8 protein-coding genes are annotated in these 23309 nt (G+C 68.6%); 6 read left to right on the plus strand and 2 right to left on the minus strand.

Going from position 1 to position 23309, the window contains the following annotated elements:
• Positions 1-6: 6 nt before the first annotated feature.
• The 5 genes from ABD848_RS18635 to ABD848_RS18655 all read left to right on the plus strand — a co-directional run bounded on the left by ABD848_RS18635 (position 7) and on the right by ABD848_RS18655 (position 17601).
• A complete protein-coding gene (locus tag ABD848_RS18635) occupies positions 7-7086 on the plus strand; it encodes an amino acid adenylation domain-containing protein (RefSeq protein WP_344974033.1) in 7080 nt (2359 codons plus the stop codon).
• On the plus strand, positions 7083-13871 hold the full coding sequence (locus tag ABD848_RS18640; RefSeq protein WP_344974036.1) for an amino acid adenylation domain-containing protein: 6789 nt from the start codon (positions 7083-7085) through the stop codon (positions 13869-13871). Before ABD848_RS18635 ends, ABD848_RS18640 begins: the two co-directional genes overlap by 4 nt.
• A 6-nt stretch (positions 13872-13877) precedes the next feature.
• Positions 13878-14732: an ACP S-malonyltransferase gene (gene fabD, locus ABD848_RS18645; RefSeq protein WP_344974039.1), complete on the plus strand. Its 855-nt coding sequence runs from the start codon at positions 13878-13880 to the stop codon at positions 14730-14732.
• The gene (locus ABD848_RS18650; RefSeq protein ID WP_344974043.1) at positions 14729-15544 is read left to right on the plus strand and encodes a thioesterase II family protein; all 816 of its coding nucleotides are present in this window, start codon (positions 14729-14731) and stop codon (positions 15542-15544) included. Before fabD ends, ABD848_RS18650 begins: the two co-directional genes overlap by 4 nt.
• Positions 15545-16236: 692 nt before the next feature.
• Positions 16237-17601, plus strand: a complete 1365-nt coding sequence (locus ABD848_RS18655) for an MFS transporter (RefSeq protein WP_344974046.1) — start codon at positions 16237-16239, stop codon at positions 17599-17601.
• Between the two features lie 124 nt (positions 17602-17725).
• Here the strand turns inward: ABD848_RS18655 and ABD848_RS18660 are convergent, their stop codons facing one another.
• Together ABD848_RS18660 and ABD848_RS18665 are read right to left on the minus strand one after the other, a co-directional pair.
• Entirely contained in the window at positions 17726-18514 is a 789-nt protein-coding gene (locus tag ABD848_RS18660; RefSeq protein WP_344974049.1) for a response regulator transcription factor, read from the minus strand.
• Positions 18515-19586: 1072 nt separating this feature from the next.
• Positions 19587-20495, minus strand: a complete 909-nt coding sequence (locus tag ABD848_RS18665) for a DMT family transporter (protein ID WP_425567607.1) — start codon at positions 20493-20495, stop codon at positions 19587-19589.
• 763 nt (positions 20496-21258) lie between these two features.
• Here ABD848_RS18665 and ABD848_RS18670 point away from each other — a divergent pair.
• The gene (locus tag ABD848_RS18670) at positions 21259-22719 is read left to right on the plus strand and encodes a glucuronyl esterase domain-containing protein (protein WP_344974052.1); all 1461 of its coding nucleotides are present in this window, start codon (positions 21259-21261) and stop codon (positions 22717-22719) included.
• Positions 22720-23309 lie beyond the last annotated feature (590 nt).

Below are 23309 nucleotides of genomic sequence, written 5' to 3' on the forward strand. Positions count from 1 at the left end.
GGACCGATGGAGAGCCAACCGTCCTTTCCGTTGACGGAGATTCAGGAGTCCTTCTACGTCGGCCGCGTCCTCGGATCGGGGACCGGGGCGCAGGTGCACCTGGAGTTCGAAACCGACGGCCTCGACGTGGCCCGACTGGAGGACTCCTGGAACCGTCTGGTCTATCGCACCGAGATGCTTCGTGCGACAGTGCGTTCCGACGGAACGCAAGAGATTCGGGACGAGGTGCCCCGTTACCGGATTCCCGTATCGGACCTCTCCGACGTTTCCGAGGCCGAACAGGCCGCGCAGCTCCGGGAGCTGAGGAAAACCGTCGAGGCCGAAAACTTCGACCCGAGCACCTGGCCGCTGTTCGCGATCAAAGCGGTGCTGCTCGGCAGCGACCGGGCGCGGGTTCACCTCACCGTGGACGAGATGGTGGCTGACGGGCCGAGTGTGTCCCTGTTGCTGGCCCAGTGGTACACGCTTTACCGCCACGGAGTCGAACCCGAGCCGCCGCAACTGACCTTCCGGGACTACGTTGCGAGAGCGACGCCGTCCGCGGCTGAGACAGACCGGGCCCTGCGGTACTGGCGCGACAAGCTGGCCGGGGCCGACCTCGACCGTCCGGCACCGTTTACCGCGGACCCCGCAGGGCAGAGCCGGGAACGCCGCAGGCTGTCTTTCACTCTTCCACCACCGCAGTGGGCGGCCGTCCAGCGGCTTGCCCGCCAGAGCCGGGCCACGCCCTCCGCGATGCTGCTCGCCCTCTTCGCCGCGGTGATCGGCGACGCGGAGCGCCCGATCGTCCTCACCACCTACAACCGCAAGCCCGTGCATCCCGACGTCGCCCGTCTCGTCGGGCCTTTCATCTCGACCGCCGTCTTCCTCGCCCCGCCCGCCGGGGGATCGTTCGGCGAGTACCTCCGAGCCGTTCAGCGCCAGCTATGGCGCGATTTGGAACACGACGCGGTGAGCGGAGTCCGGGCGCACCGGGAGTGGAGCCGCCAGGAGCGGTCGCACAACGGCGATCCGGTGCGGGTCGTCTTCACGAGCATGCTCGGGAGCCTGCCGGGCGCCGACGCCGAGGACGATCCGCGCAGCTGGCCCGCGCGAGTCGATGACGGGGCTACCCTGACCCACACCCCGGGCGTCCATCTTGAGCAGTGTGCCCAGGAGAACCACGACGGAGCCCTGGTGCTCTCCTGGGACATCGCCAGCGGGGTGATCGACGAGGCCGCCGGGGCCGAGGCTTTCGACCGGCTGACCGGGGCGCTGTGCCGCCTGGCGGCCGCCGAGGGGGACAGCGAGGCCGCGGTATCGCCGGAGGTGGCCGAGCTGGTCCAGCCATCGCGGCAAGACGTCACGGGGCTTCCGCTCACCGAACTCCAGTCGGCCTACCTCGTCGGCAGGGTCGGTGGATTGTCCGGGGCGGCAGAAACCAAGGTCTACCAGGAGTTCCTGCTGCGCCGCCATGATGTCGACCGACTCGAACGCGCATGGCACCGCCTCGTCGAGCACCATCCCATGATGCGCGCCGTGGTTCACGACGACGGGACCATGACCGTGCGTGGCGAAGTCCCTTACTACACCTTCGCCCGCCACGACCTGACCGGCCTTGGCCGGGCTGAGGTCGAGGAGAGGCTCGCCGCGGTCGCGGAGCGCATGCGCCGCACTGAGTTCGAAATCGGCGCGTGGCCGATGTTTGCGTTGGAAGTCAGCTTCCTGCCTGGGGGAGAGGTCGTCCTCCACGCCGCTTTGGACGCGCTACTCGCCGACGCGCGCAGTCTGGCCTTGCTGTTCGGTCAGCTGTTCGCTCTCCACGACGGCCAGGGGGAGGTGCTGGACGCCGCCCCCGACCGCTCGATCGACCACATGCGCGGCCTCGCGCGTCCCCACGGCGGCCGGCGAGACGAGGCCGCCGCCCAATGGCACGACAAGTTCGCCGACCTGCCGCCGGGGCCGCCGCTGGCCGACACGGGGGAGCGCACCCACCGCCGGTTCGACCTTTCCGCCTGGCCGGCGCTTCGAGAACACGCCGCGCGCGTCGGGGTGCCTGCGGACATCCTGCTGCTGACCGCCTATGCCGACACGCTCCGACAGCGGTTCCGCGCTCCGTTCACGATCGTCGTCGTCTCGTGGGACAGGCCGCGGGGGATGGAGGGCTCCGTAGGGGACTTCACCTCCCTGGCCTGGCTCGTCGTCGACGACACACTGCCGCCGTCCTTCGAGGAACGCGCCCGTGAGATCTGGGACAGGGTTCGGGCCGACCTGGAGCGCGGAGCCGTCCTCCCCGGGTTGCGCGAACTACGCCAGCGTGTCTTCCGGTCAAACGGCGAACTGCGGCTGCCCGTTGTCTTCACCCGGATTCCGCAGGCGCCGCAGGCTCTGGGCGGAGACGGAGTCGAGTTGCGGCAGAGCCGGTCGCAGACCGCGCAAGTGGCGCTCGACAACGTGCCGCTGCTCCTTGACGACACGCTGGTCTGCCAATGGGACGTGGCCGGTGACGCGCTCGACGCCGATCAGGCCGACGAGCTGTTCTCCTCCTACGAGCACCGGGTGCGCGCCCTCCTCGACAGTCCCGAGCCGACGCTGACGGCGCTCCTGGAGCGCAGCCTCGCCGCGTACCCCCACCGGCCCGCGGTGTGGTGGAACGGAGAGGCGCTCGACTACGCCGAACTCGACCGACGTAGCGCGCAGCTGGCCAACCATCTGATCCGCTCCGGCTGCCGCCCCGGCGCGCACATCGCCGTCCACATGGACAGATCCGACGACCTGGTCGTGGCGCTCGTGGCCATCGTGCGTGCCGGCGGAGTCTACGTTCCCATCGAGGCGGGAACCCCGCGCGAGCGGGTGAAGTATCTGATCGAGGACTCCGGTGCGCGTGTGCTCGTCGCGGACGGGACCCTGGCCGGCGCGCTCCACGACTGCGGGGCACACGTCGTCTGTCCCGACCGGGACGGGGCGCTTCTCGCCGCGGCCGCAGACACCGCCCCCGAGGTCCATGTCGCCGCCGACGATCCCGTCTACATGATCTACACCTCTGGGACCACCGGACAGCCCAAAGGTTGTCTCAACACCCACCGCGGAGTGGCGAACCGCCTGCTGTGGATGCAGGAGCGCTTCCCCCTGTCCGGGACGGACCGCGTGTTGCAGAAGACGCCCTGCGGCTTCGACGTTTCTGCCTGGGAGTTCTTCTGGCCGCTGCTGGCGGGGGCCGCCACCGTCGTCGCACGGCCCGGGGGACATAGGGATCCCGCCTACCTCGCGCGCGCCATCCGTGAGAACTCGGTGACCGTCACCCACTTCGTCCCGTCGATGCTGGGGCTGTTCCTAAGCGAACCGTCGGCTGCCGACTGTTCGTCACTGCGTTATGTGTTCGCCAGCGGGGAAGCCTTGCCGGTCGGCACCATGCGGCGGTTTTTCGAGGTGCTGCCGGAGGTTCAGCTCCACAACCTCTACGGGCCGACCGAGGCGGCGATCGACGTCACGCACTGGGAGTGCGTGCCCGACTGGGACGAGGCATCGGTGCCCATCGGAAGGCCGATCACCGGGGCGACGATCCATATCGTCGACGAACACCTGCGGCAGGTCCCGCCCGGGACCGCCGGGGAGATCTGCATCGCCGGGACTCCCGTGGCCCTCGGCTACCACGATCGCGAGGAGTTGACGCGGGAGCGGTTCGTCGCCACCTCCTATGCCGACCGTCTCTACCGGACCGGGGATCTCGGCGCGCTCGGCGCCGACGGTGAGATCCGCTACCTTGGCCGGCTCGACGACCAGTTCAAGGTGCGTGGGCTGCGTATCGAACCGCAAGAGGTCGAGACGGCGCTGGTGTCGCGCGCCGGCCTCGTCGACGCCAGAGTCCTGCCTGTGGCGGAGTCCAGCGGCGACCCCGTGCTCGCGGCCGTCTGCGTAGCCGCTGACCCACCGCCTCGGATTCAGGACATCCGGCAGGCTCTGGGAACAGTACTGCCCCAGCACTTGGTGCCGAGCCGCTACCGTTTCGTCGACGAGTTGCCGCTGACTCCCGCCGGCAAGCTCGACCGTCGTGCTGCGGCCGCTCTGTTCCAGCCGGCGGAGGAGACCGGCTCCCCCACTGGAGCCGACCTGCTGGAGCAGGTGAGGGCTGCCGCTTCCGCGGCGCTGGGCAAGGCCGAGATCGACGTCGACGCTGACCTGTTCGATCTGGGGGCTACCTCGTTCACCATGATCCGCCTGGCGCAGCTGGTCACCGAGCGAACCGGGGCCGAGGTCGCCGTGGACCTGCTGCTCAACGGTCCAACGGTGCAGGAGATCGCCGCAGCCCTGGCAGCGCCCCCGGCGGAGCCGGCCGACGCGCCGCGCCAGGCGGACGTTCGTATCGCGTTCGACCCCGAGGCCAAGAAGAAGTTCAAGGAGGCGCGGGTCGCCGAACTCTCCCTACCGGCGGAGCTGCCGCGCGTTCCCCTGCCGGAGCCGGCGGCCGGCGACTCCCTCGGGCTCTTCGACGCTTCGGCGTTTCGCAGATTCAGCGCGGAGCCGATGCCCGCCTCCGCGCTCGTCGACCTGCTTGCCATGGCCGCACCAGGAGAGCTGGGCGGGCTGAGCAAGCGTCGCTACCCCTCCGCAGGAGGCTTCTACCCCGTCCAGGTCTACGTCTACGTGCGCCCCGACCGGGTGGATGGCCTTGAGGGGGGACTGTACTACCTGCACCCCGCCGAAGGGGCCCTCGTCAGACTCGACCCCGACCTGCGCGTCACCGAGGACTGCCATGTCCACCACAACCGCCCGCTGGTCGGGAGCGCGGCGTTTGGGGTCTTCCTGGTCTCCACACCGGCGGCGATCGCTCCCGCCTACGGCGAGCGGCTCGGCGCGAAGTACAGCGAACTGGAGGCGGGTCACCTGTCGCAGCTGCTGATGACCGCGGCACCTGCGCGGGGGATCGGGATGTGCCCAGTGGGCGACATGGACTTCGACGCCGTTCGCGAGCGCTTCTGGCTCGACGACGACCAAGACCTCCTCGTCTCCCTGTGGGGAGGAGCGCTCCAAGACGACGAGGTCCGCCGGCGGGCGGCCCTCGCGGCAACGCCGGAGGAGATGCAGGCGAGACAGGCCAGGCGAGATGAGGCGGCCGCGCTCGACACGGTGTCGGCCGAGCCGGCCGGAACGGGAATCCCGGTGGCTGTCATCGGCTTCGCCGCCCGGCTGCCCGGCGCGGACTCCCTTGACGGGCTCGGCCGTCTGCTCGTGGAGGGCGCCACCGCCATTGGAGCGACACCGCAGGAGCGGTGGTCGCCGCTGCGGACCCGGTCGGAGCGCGCCGGGGCGCGTATGGGTGCCTACCTCGACGACATCACCGGTTGCGAAGCTGAGGAGTTCGGCCTGGACGACAAGGAGGCGGCCGCGACCGACCCGCAGGAGCGCCTGCTGCTGGCGACGGTTCGCCAGTGTCTGGAGGACGCCGGATCGGCCGGGGAACAGCGTGCGCGGCTCGATCCGATCGGGGTGTACGTGGGGGCGATGTGGGCCGACCACGCCCTTCACGGCATGTCCGCCCGCGCGGCGGGGGAGCAGGGCACCCACGCCACACGGGGCGGGCTCGCCCACCGTCTGTCGCACGCCTTCGACCTGACCGGTCCGAGCATGGTGGTCGACAGCGGGTGCGTTTCAGGCATGGCCGCGATCGATATGGCCGTAGGGGCCATCCGGTCGGGTCGATGCCGCGCGGCGATCGCGGCAGCCAGCAACCTGGTACTGCATCCGGAGCACCTCGATGTCCTCGCCGATCTCGGCTTGGTCGCCGAAGACGCCGACTCCTGCGCGTTCACAAGCCGCGCCAGCGGGTGGCTCGTCGGCGAGGGCATTGGAGCCCTCATGCTCAAGCCGCTCCACCGGGCAGTCGCCGACGGCGACCCCATCCACGCCGTGGTCCGCGGAACCTCGGTCCGTCATTCCGGAGCGACGCGGCGCTATGGCGTTCCGAGCCGGGGAACCCAAGAGGAAGCCGTCCGCGCCGCGCTCGCCGACGCGGGACTACCGCCAGAGTCGATCGGATACGTCGAAGCAGCCGCCGGCGGTTCCGCGCTCGCCGACGCCTTGGAGGCCCAGGAGCTGTCGGAGGTGTTCCAGCACGCGGGTCCGGTGCCGCTCGGTTCTGTGAAGCCCACCCTTGGCCACCTCGAGGCAGCCTCGGTGTTCGCGCAGCTCGCCAAGGTGATGTGTCAGCTCCGTTCCGGTGAGGTCTTCGCTACGAGACTGACCTCGGAGCTGAACCCCGCGGTCGTCTCGGCCCCCGCCGTGGAGATCCCCCAGGAGAGGGCCCGGTGGCGGCCACAGCCGGAGCCCTCGGGGGCCTCCCGCAGGCGAGCCCTGGTCAACGGTGTGGCGGGGACCGGCTCCTACGGCTGCCTGGTGATCGAGGAAGGGCCGCCCCTCGCCGAACCACAAAGCGAGGAACAGCATAAGGAAGCGTGGGCGCTCCCGCTCTCCGCGGACAGCCCCGAGAACCTCGCCGTCCTTGCGAACTCGTTGGCCGACGCGGTACCGGGGATGCCGCTGGCCTCGGTCGCCCGCACCCTGCGAGAAGGCCGCCCAGCACGCGGAGAGCGCGCCGTGGTCGTCACGACCGCGGAGGAGGCCGCCCAGGCGCTGCGGCGGCTGGCTTCGGCGGTCACCTCCGGTGCCGGTCGGCTCGTCGGCACGGCGACCGGTGAACTGAGCGTGCAGATCGAGAAATGGCTGGCCGGAGAGACGGTCCACTGGCCCGAAGTGGAACGGGACGTCCCCAAGGTCTCCCTTCCGCCGACCCCGCTTCGCGTCCGCGACTTCCGGCTCCCCGGCGCGGCGCCGCCCTCCGGCCAAGGAGCGCCGCCGTCCGGCGAAGGCGACGGCGCGGCCTCCCCTCTCGACCGTTTCGCCTCGATCGTCGCCGCCGAGACCGGTATCCCCGCCGACCAGCTCCTCCCCGAGACCGACCTGGTCGCCTCAGGGGTCAGCAGCCGCAGACTCCTGCGGATCGCCGCACGTGTGGCGGAGGAGGGCGGCGGCCCGCTTGCGCTCGAAACGCTCTTTGAGACCGACAACCTGGTCGACCTCGCCACCGCCGCCTTCGGAGGTAACCCGTGACGACCGCCGAGACCACCTGGTCCGACCTTCCGCTCTCGGCTGAGCAGGAGGGCTTGCTGTACCTGCACCGGATGGAGCCAGAGTCGGCGCGCTACCTGGTTCCGGTGGCCTTCGAAATCACCGGTGAGTTAGATGTGGCCGCTCTGGAGGGTGCGCTGGCCGCGCTCGTGCACAGGCATCCCGTCTTGACCGCCGTCCCCGCCGACTCGTCGCTGGACGCCGATCCTCGGCGACCTCTTCCCCTCACGCACCGGAAGGCCCCCGGCGTCCTCGGCCGGGAGGCCGTCGACCTACTCCGCTCCGAGGCGACCGCGCCCATGGACCCCGACAGTACGGGCATGGCCCGGGCGCTTCTCGTAACAGCCGCACCGGAGCGCGCCTATCTGCTGCTCGTGGTCCACCACGCCGTCTTCGACGGCGAGTCCTCCGGGGTCCTCGTCCGCGACCTGTGGCGGTTCTACCGCGCTGAACGCAACGGCGTTCCAGTCGACACCCAACCGTTGCCCGCTCGGATCTACACCAGTTGCGACAGGTCGCGACAGCAGCTGTCCCACCAGGAGAGCGAACGGCTCCGCGCCTACTGGCGTGGCGTTCTCGCCGACACGCCTCCCATGGTCGAGCTGCCCGCCGACGGCGCGACCGACGGACCGCACAGTGCTGCTGTGCCGATCGAACTTCCGGCGGAGACGGTCACAGCGTTTGCCCGGCGCCACCGGGTGGGCGGTTCGGCGTTGTTGCTGGCGGCCTACCAGCGGACGCTGGCGCGCTACGCCGGACGGCAGCGGGTTTTGGTGGCGGTTCCGGTGAACACCCGCAACGACCCGCAGCTCGACGAGGCCGTCGGGTGCTTCGTCACCACAGTTCTTGTGCGCTCCCAGCCCTTCGAGGGGCAAAGCGTCTCCGAGCACGTGCGCGCCGTCCAGGCTGAGATGGCGCGGGCTGTCGACCACTCCCAGCTCCCCTACCGCCAGATCGCCGAGCTCTCCGACACCGACGAGGGCTTCAACTGCGTCTTCAGCTACCAGAGTTGGTACGGCCGGGGTGTCTTCGGCGACTCACCTCCCGAGCTCCACATTCGGCTCCTCGAAGAGATCCAGCAGCCCGTGGTTGGTGATCTGACACTGGAGATGCTCGCCGACGACGACCGGTTGCGGGGTCAACTGCGCTACGCGCTCGACAGATTCGCCCCCGAGACCGCCGAAGCGTTCGCCGCGCAGCTGACGTCGACGGTGCGGGCCATGGCCGAGGACGCGGACGCGCCCATCGACGCGCTGGCCGACGTCGCCGCGCGATCGGACCGCACGGACCGGCCCCTGGACCACGGCAGCGACGTCGACCGGCTCTTCCGGGAGGCCGTGGAGAGGTTCGCGGATCGAGTCGCCCTTGAAGAGGGCGACCGAGCCTGGACGTATCGAGAGCTCGACGAGCAGGTGTCTCGGATCGCGGCGGGACTGCGCGCCCAAGGGGTGAACCCCGGGGACAGGGTGGGCCTGCTGATGCGTCGCGGAGCCGGGCAAGTGCTCGCCGTGCTCGCCGTGCTGCGGGCCGGCTCGATCTTCGTCCCCCTCGACCCCTCCCACCCCGACCGGCGACTCGAGGACCTCGTCGGCCGTGCCAACCTCGCGTTGATCGTCAGGGAGGCCGACGATCGCGTCACCCCGACGGGCGCGCGCGGGGTAGAGCTTGCGGACCTGGCCGGGGACCACCCTTTTGTCGAGTTTTGCCACCGCGCCGCAGAACCGGCGTACGTGCTGTTCACGTCAGGCTCTACTGGGGCGCCCAAAGGTGTCGTCGTCGCCCACCGCGCACTCGTCAACCACCTCGAATGGGCAAGACGCTACTTCTCGGTCACCCCCGACGACGTTATGGCGTTCTCCGGCACGCTCAGCTTCGATGTGACCCTGCACCAGTTGTTCCTCCCCCTGGTCAGCGGCGCAAGGCTCGCGGTCGTGCCCGAGGGTGAGCAGCGCGACGCCGACGCGATGGCCCGCACCCTGCGTCGGCACGGGGCGACGCTGCTGCACGTGGTCCCCGCCCTGCTGCGGGGCCTTACGGACAGTCCGGATTTCGCCGACGTGGCCACGTTGCGGTCGGTCGTCAGCGCGGGCGAACCGCTGACCAACCATCTGCGCCAAGCCTTCGAGCGGGTGCAAGACGCCGCGCTGTACAACGCCTACGGCCCTACCGAGGCGACGATCTACGCAACGGTGTTCGACGCGAGCACCGCCTCCGGGCAGAGATGGACGGCGCAGGCCGACGTTCCCATCGGCGAGCCTCTCGACAACATACGGTGCCATGTCCTCGACGAGCGGATGCGCCCGGTTCCCCGCGGAGCGCCCGGCGAGCTGTGCCTGGCCGGGGAAGCGCTCGCTTTGGGCTACCTCGACGATCCGCAACGCACGGCGGAACGGTTTTGCGAGGTCAGCATCGCAGGCAGCCATGAGCGGATCTATCGCACCGGTGACCTCGTGCGGGAACTGCCCGCTGGCGGGCTTTACTATCTCGGCCGCATCGACCGGCAGGTGAAGCTCAACGGGTTCCGTGTCGAACTGGGCGAGGTCGAGGCGGCACTCCTTTCGGTGCCCGGCGTCGAGGAGGCGGTGGCCGCGGTGAGGCGGCGCGACGACGGGCACCCTCGACTGGTCGGCTACGTCACACCGGCCGGGATCGACACGGGCAAGGCGCATGCGATGCTCACCGAGCGGCTACCGGGCTACATGGTTCCGTCGCGCATCGTCACGATGCACGAATTCCCGCGGCTGCCCAGCGGAAAGACCGACCGTGACGCCCTCCCCGAGCCCGCTGCGCAACACCTGCCGACTCCCGCCGAGCCCCGGGCCGCACCGGCGAGCGCAGTGGTGGAGGCGGTGCGCACAGCGTGGACCGAGGTGCTGGGGCAGCCGCCCGCAAGCGATGACGCGCATTTTTTCGAGTCGGGCGGCGACTCGATCCTCGCCATGCGGTTGGTCGCCGCACTCCGCCGCGCCGGTGTAGCGCTCGACGTACGAGTGCTCCACCGCCACCCGGTCCTACGCGAGCTGGCCGGCGCCCTCGACACCGATCCGGCGGTGCCCCGCCGGGCCGCCGATGTCCCACGTGCGGCGCTGGCCCCCATCCAGTCGTGGTTCTTCGACACGGTTCGAACCGACCGGCACCACTGGAACCAGTCCGTCTTGTTGGAGCCGGTGCGACCGGTCGACCCGACTCTACTCGGCATGGCGCTACAGGCCGTCGTGGCAGCCCACCCCCTCCTGTCCGCCCGGGTGAGCGCTGACGGGATCGATGAGCTTCCCCCGTTCACCGTCGAGGAACCACGGGATCTACTCGACTGCGTCGCGGTCGATTCGGACCAGGCGCGAGACGAGGCGATACGTCAGGCGCAGCGCTCGCTCGCCCCGGAGAACGGGGTCATGGTGCGTGCCAGGCACCTGTACGACAGAGCGGCCGGCTCTGAGACGTTGCTCATCGTGGTCCACCACCTGGTCGTGGACGGGGTTTCCTGGCACGTTCTGCTGGACGACCTCGCCCGTGCACTCGACTCCCTGGAACAGGGCGAGCTCCCCCGACTCCCTGAGGAAGGCCACGCCTACCAAGCCTGGATGGCGAACCTGCCCGAACTGGCCCAGGACGAGTCCACCGTGTCCTACTGGCGCTCTGTGGCACGCCGGCGCAGGAACGCGGACGTACTACTGCGCAGCGCCCCGGCGACGCTCGAAGGGCAGACCCGGCGGGTCGAAACGGAGGTGGCCGAAGAAGTTGGCGCGGAGCTGCTCGGCACGCTGCCGGCCGCGTTGGAACTGCCCGTGCACGATCTGTTGACCGGTTGCGTGGCCCTCGCGTTGGCGCGTTGGCGCGGCTGCGAGACCGTGTCCTTCGACGTCGAGACGCACGGCAGGCAGGCGGCGGGTGAAGACCTCTCCCGCACGGTGGGCTGGTTCACCGCCCTGTATCCGGTGACGCTGGACGTCGACCGGCGTCTCACCCCTGCGGATCACCTGCGCTCGGTGCGCGGGGAGTTGGCTGCCGTGCCCGACGGCGGCGTCGGGTTCGGTGCCTGCCGTATCCACGCCTGCGACGCCTCCGTACGCGAGGAGTTGGCCGAACTGCCCCCCTCGCTGGTGTGCTTCAACTACCTGGGCAGGATCGACTCCGACAGCGCCGGCGAGCGGTTCCGCATCGTCGACGGCAGGGTACCGGAGGCGCGGTCGTCGCGCGCCGAGCGACCGCACACCGTCGAGATCTACGGCCTCGTGCGCGACGGCCGGCTGCGCTTGGGGATCACATGGGCACCGTCCGAGATCGACGGCGTCGACCGGGAAACGGTGAACGCTCTGCTCGCTCAGTTGAGAACGGTCGTCACCACGCTGGTGTCGGAAACCCGCTCCGCACCCGACGAGGTCCCCCTGACGCCGCAGCAGTACGGCATTCTCGTCGACTCCCTCAGCGCGCGGGAGGCCGACAGGTACGTCGAGCAGATGAGTTGGCTGTGGCACGGTCCGCTCCACATCGACAGGTTCACCGAGGCATGGCGCCACACGATGCGTCGACACACGGCTCTTCGGGCCTCGTTCGCCTGGGACGGTACGCCGAGACTCGTCGTGCACTCCGACATCGAGCCGCAGGTCCGGGTGCGTACCGACGTGTCATGGGAGGACCTGCTGACCGAGGACCGCCAGAGAGGGTTCGACCTCGGCAGGCCGTGCCTGTGGCGCGTCTCCGTGGTCCCGGAGGGGGAGTCCCGCCACCGTATCCTGCTGAGTTTCCACCATGCGCTGCTGGACGGCTGGAGCACGGCGGTCGTCTTGGAGGACTTCTATCTCGCCTACCTCGGTCGCCCGCGCCCCTACGATCCGACTGAACCGGACATACGCACACACGCACGCTGGATCGCAGCCCGCGACCCCGCCGAGGCCCAGGAGTTCTGGTCGACGCGGCTGTCCGGGCGGGAGCCGGGCATTCGCCCGGGAGTCACCGGCGCTGTGGAGAGCGAACAGGGCTACGGGCGTAGCGAACTGCGGTGCAAGCTCGGCGACCTTGCGCGCGTGCGCGCAGAGGCGGCACGGGCGGCGGCGACCGACAGCACCCTCTACCAGGCTGTCTGGGCGATGCTGCTATGGCGTTTCACCGGCGGCGGCACCCCTCACGACGTCAGCTTCGGGGTGACGCTGTCGGGCCGCGGCGTGCAGGTGCCGGGGGTGGAACGGGTCGCCGGCCTGCTGATGAGTACCCTGCCCCTCACCGTCGACGTGCACCCCGAGAAGACCGTGCTCGATCTGGTGCGGCAGGTGCGCGACACCGCACTTGAGGTCTCCGCCTTCGAATGGGCCTCCACCGGACAGGTTCACGACTGGAGCGGCCGCAGCGGCAGCAGCCCGCTGTTCGAAAGCCTCATCGTCGTGGAGAACTACCCGAGCACGCTGGGAGAGGTCGGCCAGCTGCTCGCCGACGCCGGCGTCACGGTGGAGCTACCGAGGGTCGTCGGAGCGCGGACGGCCTACCCGTGCACGATGCTCCTCCACCATGAGGAGGACGAACTCGTCCTCACCCTCGTGCACGACCGTTCCACCGTGCCCTCAGCCGCGGCCGAACGGATCGTCGACCTCTGGAGACGGGTCCTGCTCCAGCTCGGCGAGAACGGGCAGGCCACCGTCGGCGACCTGGTCGGCGGGCTCGGCGACGACCTGCTGCCGGTTCTTGCCCCCCGGCGGGAGGTCCGGGCGGACGATGCGAGGGCGAAATGGCCGGACACCCCCTACACGCAGCCGGTCAAAGACGTGTGGTGCCATGTGCTCGGGGTGGACGACGTTGCCCCCACCGACCACTTCTTCGCCGTGGGCGGCCACTCCCTTGCCGCGGTCCGGTTCCTTCACCAGATCGGTGAACGCTGCGGTGTCGATGTGCCTCTCGACGACCTGCTGACCCACCCCACGGCCGCGGCTTTCGCCGCCGTGGTGCGGGAGTGTGCGCACGGCCGGACGGATCGCAGTCCCTTGGTTTCCCTGCGTCCCGGCCGCGAGCCCGTCGTGTACCTGATCCACCCGCCGGGGGGCCACGTCGCGTGCTATAGCGAACTGGCCCGAAGCTATGCAGGCCCGGAGGAAATCGTGGGGGTGCGCGACCCTCGGGTCGACGAACCGGGGGAGCCACGGAACCGAACCGTTCGCGAGTTGGCCGAGGAGTACCACGCCCTGCTCGCCCCTCGCCTGGAAAACGCCCCTGCCGTCCTCGGCGGCTACTCCGGCGGTGGGGTGATCGCCCAGGAGACGGCCCGTCTGGTGCACCAGTCCACGGGGCACGCCCCGCTGGTCCTCATGATCGACGCCGCCGCGCCGAACGGCCACACCACCGACACCGCGGCCGAAGGCAGCTTCCTACGGCAAGTCATGGCCTACGACCGCGCCGCGACCCGGGAGTCACCGGAGTACGCCGCGGACTACCTCGACGAGCTCGCGGCCGTCGCCGGCTGGATGGAGGGCAGCGGGCAAGCCGACCCCTACGAGCTGCTGGCCACCACGCTCACCGCCGTCGAAGCTCACCACCCGGAGCACTATCCGGGACCCGTGGCCGTCGTACGCGCCTCGGAAACCGACTTCGGCCGTGGGTCCGACTTCGACGCCGCCGCCGATTACTATCGCAGCCCGGCTCTCGGGTGGGAGGGACGCTGCGATGAGCTTTCCGTTCACTTCGCCCCCGGTAACCACGTGTCGCTGCTGACCGGAGAGAACGCGGCCGCGCTCGCGCGCATCATCGCCGATCTCGTGCAGCAGCACCGCAGAAGAGAGTGACGCCCGATGACCAGAATTGTCCTCTTCCCAGGCCAGGGCGCTCAGCGTGTGGGCATGGGACGCGCAGAGTTCGATCGCTTCCCCCAGCTAGAACAGGAGGCCAGCGAGGTCCTGGGGTACTCGGTGCGCACGCTGTGCCTGGAAGACCCCGACGGACTGCTGAGCGACACCCGCTACACCCAACCCGCGATGTACGTGGTGAACGCGCTGGCCTATCGCAGTGAACTCGCAGACGGCAGCGCCCCCGACGTGGCCTTGGGACACAGTCTCGGCGAGTACAACGCTCTTGAGGCCGCGGGAGCCTTCAGCTTCACCGAAGGGCTTCGGCTGGTCGCGGCGCGGGCCTCGGCGATGGCGAAAATCACCGGCGGCGGTATGACGGCGGTCATGGGCCTGGACGAGACCTTCGTCCGTTTCCTGTTGCTGCGGGCGGGGTTCGGCACGCTCGACCTCGCCAACATCAACACGCCGCAGCAGTTCGTGCTGGCGGGACCGGTCAGCGACCTCGACGAGTTCGCGGCGATCACCGAGGACGCCGGCGCGCGGATGGTGCGCAAACTTCCGGTCAGCGGTCCGTTCCACTCGCGGTACATGACTCCGGCCGCCGAGGAGGTCGCGCCGCTGCTGAGGAGGACCTCCTACGGGCGGTTGGCCTTCCCCGTGATCGCCAACCGGACGGCCCAGCCTTACGAACAGGACAAAATCGCCGACCTGCTCATCGCGCAGATCGACCACCCGGTTCGGTGGGCGGAGTCCCTGCTGCCTCTCGTGGAGCTCGACTCCGTGGAGTTCCACGAAGTCGGCGGGACGACGCTGACAAGCATGATCCGTCAGATCCGACGGGGGAGGGTCGCAGGATGAGGCAGCCCCACGACGCCACTCGCTCGCTGCTGTGCCCCCACCCGGTCCCCGCCCCCGCGATGCGGGTCTTCCTGCTCCACCACGCGGGGGGCTCGCACCTCCTCTTTCGGGACTGGTCGCGTTACTTCCCCCGCGACTGGGAGGTGTGCTTCCTCGAAGCCCCGGGCCGCGGCAGGTTGTCTCACCTTTTGCCCCGGCACCGGGCCGCAGATGTCGTCTCGTTCTTCCTGGAGGACATCTGCCCCCGGCTGGACCGCCCGTTCGCGGTCTTCGGCCACAGCATGGGGGCGCTCCTCGCCTACGAGATGACGCTGCACCTGCTTGGACAGGGCGGCCCGCTCCCCGTCTGGCTCGGGCTGTCCGCGCGTGCAGCGCCCCGGCCGGACGGCGGCCTGGACGTGCGGAACCGGCATCTGATGCCCCCGGAGGAGCTGCGCCGTGCGGTGGCCGAGATGGGAGGAACCCCGCGTGAGCTGTTGGCCGATCCGGAGTGGTGGGCTCTCTTCGAACCAGTGCTGCGCAGTGATCTTCGGCTTGTCGAGACCTGGCGTCCGCGTCCGGGAACGGCGCGCATCCCCCTTCCAGTGTCCGTGTTCGGCGGAGAGCGCGATGTCGTGGTCCGCCCGGAGCGGCTCGCGGATTGGGCGGACCATGTCGAACAGTACATGGGCCTGCGCCTGTATCCGGGGGATCACTTCTACTTCCACAACCGTGAAAGTTTGCTGGTTGACCAGATCATCGCCGACATCCGGGCGGCCGACGGCATGGTGGCCGGTGGAAGGCGGCGATGGGAAGGTTTCCAGAGCCGTTGAACGCCGACGATCGCAGCCAACGGCGGGCCGGTCGCACCGAAGACCGTCGCCTCGCCGTGCGGTGGAGTTCGGTCGTCGACGGTTGGACGGTCCTGAACATGAGAGGGCACGGCGGTCCCTCTTCGAGCACGGAGCGGCTCCGGCGCTTGACCGCAGGCTCCCTCGTGCGCCGCGTGCTTACCTGCGCGCCGGAAGGGCGCAGCCTTGGCCGGGCCGCACCGATCCCGTCCCCGTGCCGGGCCGGCCCATCGGCGGCGGTATCGCTCTTGCGCGGGAGCAAGGCATGCAAGCGGTCGGGGCGCCGTGTCGGCGGCGAACCAGCGGAGGCACCGCAGGAGCGACAGCGGCTGACTAGACTCTCTGAGACGGTTCGTACACGAAAAGTGCTGTGAATGCGGACGTTGAAGGAGGTCTATGTCAAGGCGCGAGGGCTCGGCCCGGCGCTACCGTTCGACTCCGCTGCCCGCTCTGCCGGCGGCCGTCGGGGGGCTTCGGCAGGGACATCGCCAGCGCAACGCCGCACCGGGGGGTTCGGTGCCCGGGGGAACTCCGTTCGGTGACGAGACGCACACGCCCCTTCTCCAGGAGGCTCACGTGACTGACTACGAGCGGTGGTGGCCCCACCACCGGCAGAGCCCCCGGAGAAAGAGCGCCCGGAGAAGTGGTGGAAACACCCAGGAAGGTTCCTCTTCATGACACAGGTACAGACGGCGGATACTCCGGCGCTGAAACACCGCTGGCGAATCCTCGCGGTCGTCTGCCTTGTGCAGTTCATGCTCATGGTCGACAACACGGTGGTCAACGTCGCCCTGCCCAGCATCCAGCGACAACTCGGCTTCACGGTCAACACGCTGCCCTGGGTCGTGAACGCCTACATTCTGGCCTACGGCGGTCTGCTCGTGGCGGCGGGACGTCTGGCCGACCGTTTCGGCCTGGTTCGGGCCTTTGTCGTGGGCACGGCCTTGTTCGCGCTCGCGTCATTGGCGTGCGGTATCGCCGAACAGCCGTGGCAGTTGATAACGGCACGGTTCGTCCAGGGTGTGGGCGCTGCGCTCGCCTCCCCCACCGTCCTCGGCCTCATCGCCGTCGTGTTCGTCGACGCCAAGGAACGCGGGAGGGCGTTCAGCGCTTGGGGTGCGATCGCGGTGACCGGCGGCCTCGCGGGAGTGGTGCTCGGAGGGTTGCTGACCGGGCTCCTCTCCTGGCGCTGGGTGTTCCTCATCAATCTGCCGTTCGCCGGGATCGCACTGGTACTCCTTCCGCTTCTGACACGGGGGCTCGCGGAGGGGCGCCGGGCCACGAAGATCGGGGTTCTCGGTGCCGTGTCGCTGACCGGCGCCGTCGCCGCGGTCGTCTACGGGTTGCTCGAGCTGGAGAACCCGGACACGGCCCTGCACGCCGTGGGGTTTTTCGCGTTGGCCGCGGTCCTCTTCGCCGTGTTCGGCGCGCACGAGCGGCGGGGAGCGAGTCCTCTCATCCCTGAGGGCCTGTTGAAGTCCCGCGCCCGTGTGGGAGCGCTCATCGCGGGCATTCTCGCGAGCGGTGCGCTGTTCGGCGCTTTCTTCACCCTCACCCTGGAGCTGCAACAGACGCTTGGATTCAGCCCGGTCCTGGCGGGCCTGGCGTATATTCCGTTCGCCTTGGGCTCGTTGGTGAGCAGTAGGGCCACGGGGGCGTTGGGCAAATGGTTCTCCCCTTCGCAACTCCTCACCGCGGGCTCCCTCGTCGTGGTAGCCGGTTCGCTTCTGCTGGCGGGCGGGATCGCGGTGAGCGGCTACCCCGCGTTGCTGCCTGGCCTGGTCGTCTTCGGCTTCGGTATCAGCATGGTCCTACCGGTGACCGCCCAGTTGGCCGTCGCCGGTGTCGCGCCGGAAAACGCCGGTGTCGCGGGCGGGCTCGTCACCAGTGCCCAGCAGCTCGGCGGCGCGGTGGGGCTGGCCATCACGGGAGTGCTCCTGGTGGCGGCCGTCGAAGGCCACATCGTGGCTCTCCTCGCGGCTGCCGTTTTCGGCGGAGCAGCGTGCGCGGTCTCGCTGCTGACGCGGACGAGGGCCTGATCGGCGCTTCCCGGGGGCGGATCGTCGGACGGTTGGCCCCCGGGGCGGTCGGTGGCGGAGGCAGCGGTCGGCAACCGGACGGTGCCGGAGCCGCACAGGCCAGCGGTACCGCTTCGGCGTGGATTCACCGGTCGGCGGACTGGTTGAGAACCGGGGCGGAATCGAGGGAGTGGGGGCCGAGCCCGGTCTGGAATGCGTAGATGACCGCATGTACGCGGTTACGCAGGTTCAACTTGCGGAGCAGGTTCTGCACATGGGATTTGACGGTGTATTCGCTGAGCCTGAGCGCGAATGCGATCTCGGCGTTCCCCAGACCCCGCGCGATCAGCGACAGTACTTCGCATTCACGCCGGCTGAGGCCGTCACGCCGCACCGCGGACTCGGCATCGTGGTCGGTGCCCTCGCCCGGAACGGTGCCGACGAGCACGTACCCCGCAGCGATCAGCCGAACCGCCGCCACCAGCTCCTCCGGTGCCGCCGACGATGGCAGAAGCCCACAGACGCCCTCTTCCGCGTTCGGGCGGTGCGCCCCCTCCTGAGGACCGATCGCGAGTACACGGGCCGTACAGTGCACTCGCCGAACCGCTCGAACCGTCTCGGTGAACGCCTCCCCGCCGGCTGTCATCCCGTGGATCAACACCACCTCCGGCCGCAGTGCTGCGGCCGACCCTATCGCCGCTGCCGTGGGGGGACAGTCGCCGGCTGAGGTCATGTCGCCCTGGGAATCCAGTATCGACCTCACCCCTGCCCTTGCCAGCGGGTCGCTGCCGACGATGAGTACGGGGAGCGGAGCGGCGGTCTCGGCGGCCTCGGCTCTGCGCTGTCCTGGAACGTCGAACGTGGAGCCGGGGGCTTCAGCAAGCCAATACGGTCCCCGGGGATCTTTGGCGGCGTCTCTCAAATCGCTCGGCAAGGGATTGTTTATTTGTGAAGAATTTCCCGGCGGCATAAAACAAAAACTCCACAAGAGGCGAGGTATGCACAAACACCACCAAAGCTACCCAGTTGCCGCCGCGTCCAATCAATCCACTGGCCGCATATGGCCATAGCGAGGTCCACTCGAATCTAGTTGTGCTGATCCGTGGAAGCCTGGGTCCAGGTCTCGTGAAGGTCCTTCCTCAGGAAGTGTCTTCACGCTCCCATAAAGTGATCCTGGTCACTTTTTCATACAAGCCCGTCGGTCTTGAATCACAGGAGAGGGTGGCGTATATTTGCCTCGGAGAGGCGTTGGAAGATCTGCTACATGCAGCTTGCATCAAAAGATCGCCGGGAATCCGAATGCCCTTTGCGTGAGAGCCCGTTTTCGCGGAACCCTTGACAAGGGGTGGCACGAAGTCAGCGGGCGCTGCTCGACGGTGTCGGGGAGTGGGCAAAGGAGGGGTGTCGGTGATTGCCCAGGCTAGACGGGAGTGAGGTCCACTCCGTTGCTTGTGGATGCGGCCCGACGGGTGGAACCCTGTTCTGGGGTAGGCAACGTGTTTCTCGGGAGAGGTGACATGTTGCTGAAGGGCTCGTTTTTGTTTATATCCGCAGTGGATGGTCTCTCAGTCGACTGGGTCGGCACTGTTGCGGTGTTTCTCGTCGGTCGGCGTTTTTCTGCCGTTCTCCGCTGAGATCTTCTCTCCGCCTTCCGTATGATGCCAAAAACTTCAAACTATCTTCGGCTGTTTCTCGTGACTGTGTGCGCAGGAGAAGCCGAGCCGGGTAGGAGGGAATTGCACGGCCGGCCGGAAAGATTATCGGAGTTCGTCTCTTTTGGATTCTCGGCTGCTTGGGTGCGTCGATGGCCGAGTGTGTGGTTCCAGATGGGGGGAGTTGTTCCGGCAGCGTCTCAGGCGTCTTCCGCTGTCCAGGGTGGTGGTCGGTACAGGCGCCACGGCAACGTCTCCGTGGAGCTGACCCAAAAGTTGCCCCCTCGGGGCCGCCTGCCGTCCGAGGCAGAAGCCACCGCCCGCTATCTCGGGAACGGTCGAGGCCGGCGAAGTTCAACAGTCCGGAGGCTGCAAACCCTTGGTCTCGTCCCTGGCCGAAGCGGGGTGAGACACGTGTCGGTGCTCCTGCGCAGCACCGCGCTGGGACGGGGAGGGCAGGGGGACGGTCAACAGCCGAATCCCGTAACTACCGATCACTGCGCACAGCACGGCGGCGCCCGCACCCATCCAGCCGCCGGTGTAGGACTCTCCCATGAAGGCGATCCCCGTGAGCGCCGCTGCGACGGGGTTGGCGACCGTGGTCACTCCCAGCGGCGCACCCAACTCCATCCCCTGGTAAGCGGCCTGAGCCAGCAGCAGCCCGGTGAGGGCGACCATCGCGGTACCGGCAGCCGCCGGATGGAGCACGCCGAGGAGTCCCTGCGCGGCAACGGCGGTGACGGTGGTCTTGGCCAGGGCTGAGGAGACACCGAACGCGATTCCCGCCCCCGCCGCCAACAGGTAGCTGCGCCACGCTGGCGAGGAGAGCCGGCCCGCCCCCCATGCGCAGGTGCCCAGCAGTACCAGTGTCCCGCCTGTGACCAGCAGCGCGCTGCTGTGACTCAACGGCCGGCTCTGCCCCTCAGTGACCGCCACCGCCAGCAGCAGCACCAGGGCCACCACGGCCAGGACGGCGCCGCGCTTCTCTCTGACCGTCACCGTGCGCCCGCCGATCCGTGCGGCCCACGGCAACGACAGCACCAGCGTGAGCACTCCCAACGGCTGGATCACCGTCAGTGGAGCCAACCCCAAAGCGCCGACCTGGAACCCTGCCCGCCCCGCGTTGAGGACGGCTGAGGCCCACCACAGCGGGTGGCGCAGCAGCACTGATAGGGGACGTCGTCCGGTGAGCGGCTCGGGAACGACGACCGCGAGCCGCCACTGCGCGACCGCGGCTGCCGCATACGACAAACACGACAGCATTCCCAGCGCGATTCCAAGCCAGACAGCGCTCACAATGCTCACAATTCCGCAGCATACGCCGATGCTGTTCGCGGCCACGACGGCCCCACACGGGGACCTGCCGGGAGCGCTGTGCGATCCAACTTCCCAACCGTGCCGGAGGTGACAGTGTCTTCCGGTCTTTCGCGCCAGCCAGGCCAGGGGAGAGGACCTGGCTTTGAGCATTCCCCGCTGTTCACCGTCGCGTTGGCGGCATAGCGGTTCCGGGGGCTCCGGCAGCCGCGGTGTCGATCAGTCGCGTGAGCTTGGAAAAGACATTACAGCCGCGAGATTCCAAAATTTTCCGGAAAAATCTCGCTTTCTTGGTGAAAAATATCCGAAAATTTTCATTACAATGAGGAGGCTCCCAAACCTGTTCCGGCCCTGTGCCCCACACGACACCCTCACCGGGAGTTCGTATGCGTTTTTCCTGTCACTGCGGTTGCGGCGACACTATGGCCGGGGCGGAGCGGTATACATCCCCCTTCTGGCGCGCACCGGCGGTAGGTGAATGCATGCGGTTCACCAGGGAGCCATTCTCGTCGGCTGTGCGCCTTCCTTCTGGAGGTCACCCATGCGCTTCCATCGATATCGCCCCCGGCTGTGGGGGGCGGCTGCCTTTGTCGTAGCCGCGAGCCTGGCCGCAACTACCCTCAATCCGCAGGCGGGCCCGCCCGCGAACGCCGCTGAGTACGACGGTGTCGACTGCGTCGTATCCCTTCCGGGGTCTTCGCCTACCAACTCCATGCTTCCCGATCCCTTCACGAAGCTGGATGGCACGCGCATTTCCGCCAAGTCCGAGTGGGAGTGCCGCCGGGCGGAGATCAAGGAGTTGGCAGAAGACTCCATCTACGGCGAAAAGCCGGGGATGCCTGACAGCGTCACGGGGAGCGTTTCCAGCTCCAACATCACGGTGAACGTCAGCGACCAGGGCAGGAGCGCCAGCTTCTCAGCTAGCGTCGATCTGCCGAGTGGTTCTGGTCCCTTCCCGGCCGTCATCGTCTTGGGAGGACTCGGCGCCGACACCGACACCATCAAATCCTCCGGTGCCGCCGTCATCAATTTCGACCCCTACGAGGTGGGCCAAGAGGACACCTCGCGCAGCAACAAGCAAGGCGCGTTCTACGACATCTACGGCTCCTCCAGCAGCACCGGGCTGCTCATGGCCTGGTCCTGGGGCGTGAGCCGGATCATCGACGTCATCGAGCAGTCCAACGGTAGTGTCATCAGCACCGATGGGACCGGTGTCACCGGATGCTCGCGGTTTGGCAAGGGCGCCTTCACAGCCGGGGCGTTTGACCAGCGTATCGATTTGACTATGCCGATCGAGTCGGGCACTGGCGGTGTTCCCGCTCTGCGCGGGGTCGCCCAGGAGGACGGGGCTCAACCGCTGAGCAACGCCTACTCGGAGCAACCGTGGTTCGGCGACGTGTTCAACTCCTACACGAGTAACCCGGCCGCGCTGCCGGTGGACATGCACGAAATCGTGGGCATGGTCGCGCCGCGCGGGCTGCTCATCATGGAGAACCCGCACATCGACTGGCTGGGGGCCACCTCCGGAAGTGTGGCGGCCTTGGGCGGCGCGGAGGTCTACAAGGCGCTCGGCGCGCAGGAGAACATCACCTACTGGTCTGATGTCCAAGACGGCAGCCACTGTGCTACCCGGTCGGAGTGGACCGCCCCCCTTCAGCAGAGCATCCAGAAGTTCCTGCTGGGCACGGGCAGCGCGCCCGGCGAGTTCCGGATCGCCTCCGGTGCGTCCGGAAACCTGTCCGCATGGCGGAACTGGCAGACGCCGACCCTGAGCGACGACGAGCCCACCGATGAGCCCACCGACGACCCGACCGACGACCCCACCGACGAGCCGACCGATGAGCCCACGGACGAACCCACCGATGACCCAAGTGGCGTCTGCACCGCCAGCTACCAAACGATCAACAGTTGGTCCAGCGGGTACCAGGGCGAGGTGACGGTCAGCAACAACACCGCCAGCACGCTCAACGGCTGGAGCGTCGACATGACCCTGGCCTCCGGACAGTCCATCAGCAACCTCTGGAACGGCGACAACAGCGGGACCAGCGGAGCCATCACGGTGAGCAACGTCGCCTGGAACGGCAGCATCGCCCCTGACGGCAGTACCACCTTCGGCTTCGTCGCCAGCGGCTCCTCAACCGCACCCAGCGGCCTTACCTGCACCAGCCCCTAACCCCTCCCAGACCCACCGACGATTCCCGCCCCGGCGCTGCGTCCAGCCCGCCGGGGCGGGCCCGGCATTACACCGCGCGAACACCCCCGCCCCGCCGGCGAGCCACCACCGCCACAGCGACCCGCTCCTCCCGGGAAAGCTCCAGCTTTCCGGCGTATCGCAGCCGCTACCAGTGCCCACGGGCCTACTCTCGTGAGAGGGCCGTCTCTTCCCGCCGCTACCGGCAGGCCCACGGCGCGGCCTTTCCCATCGACTTTCCTGCGCTGCCCGCCGCTACCGCAGCTCCTTGCGGCCGAACCGCTGACGGGCCGGTCCGGCCGCTCTCGCCGCCGCTTCTTGACCCTGAGGCTACCGCCCAGTAAGTTACTGGGAATTAAAGGTGATGCGCATCACACGGCTCCTTGGCGCCTGACCCCCTTAATCCCCCAGAACAAGGAACGCTTATGCGCCGAACTCGTATCGCGGCGAGCTGCGCGCTCAGCGCCACACTCGTGCTCGCGCCCCTTGCTTCCCCTGCTCACGCCGAGTCCGCCAGTCTCTCTTTCGAGACCATCCCCGGTGCGGGTGGTGTCGAGCTCAGCGCGGTCAGC

It is taken from the genome of Salinactinospora qingdaonensis (genome assembly GCF_039539445.1).
Classification (GTDB): domain Bacteria; phylum Actinomycetota; class Actinomycetes; order Streptosporangiales; family Streptosporangiaceae; genus Salinactinospora; species Salinactinospora qingdaonensis.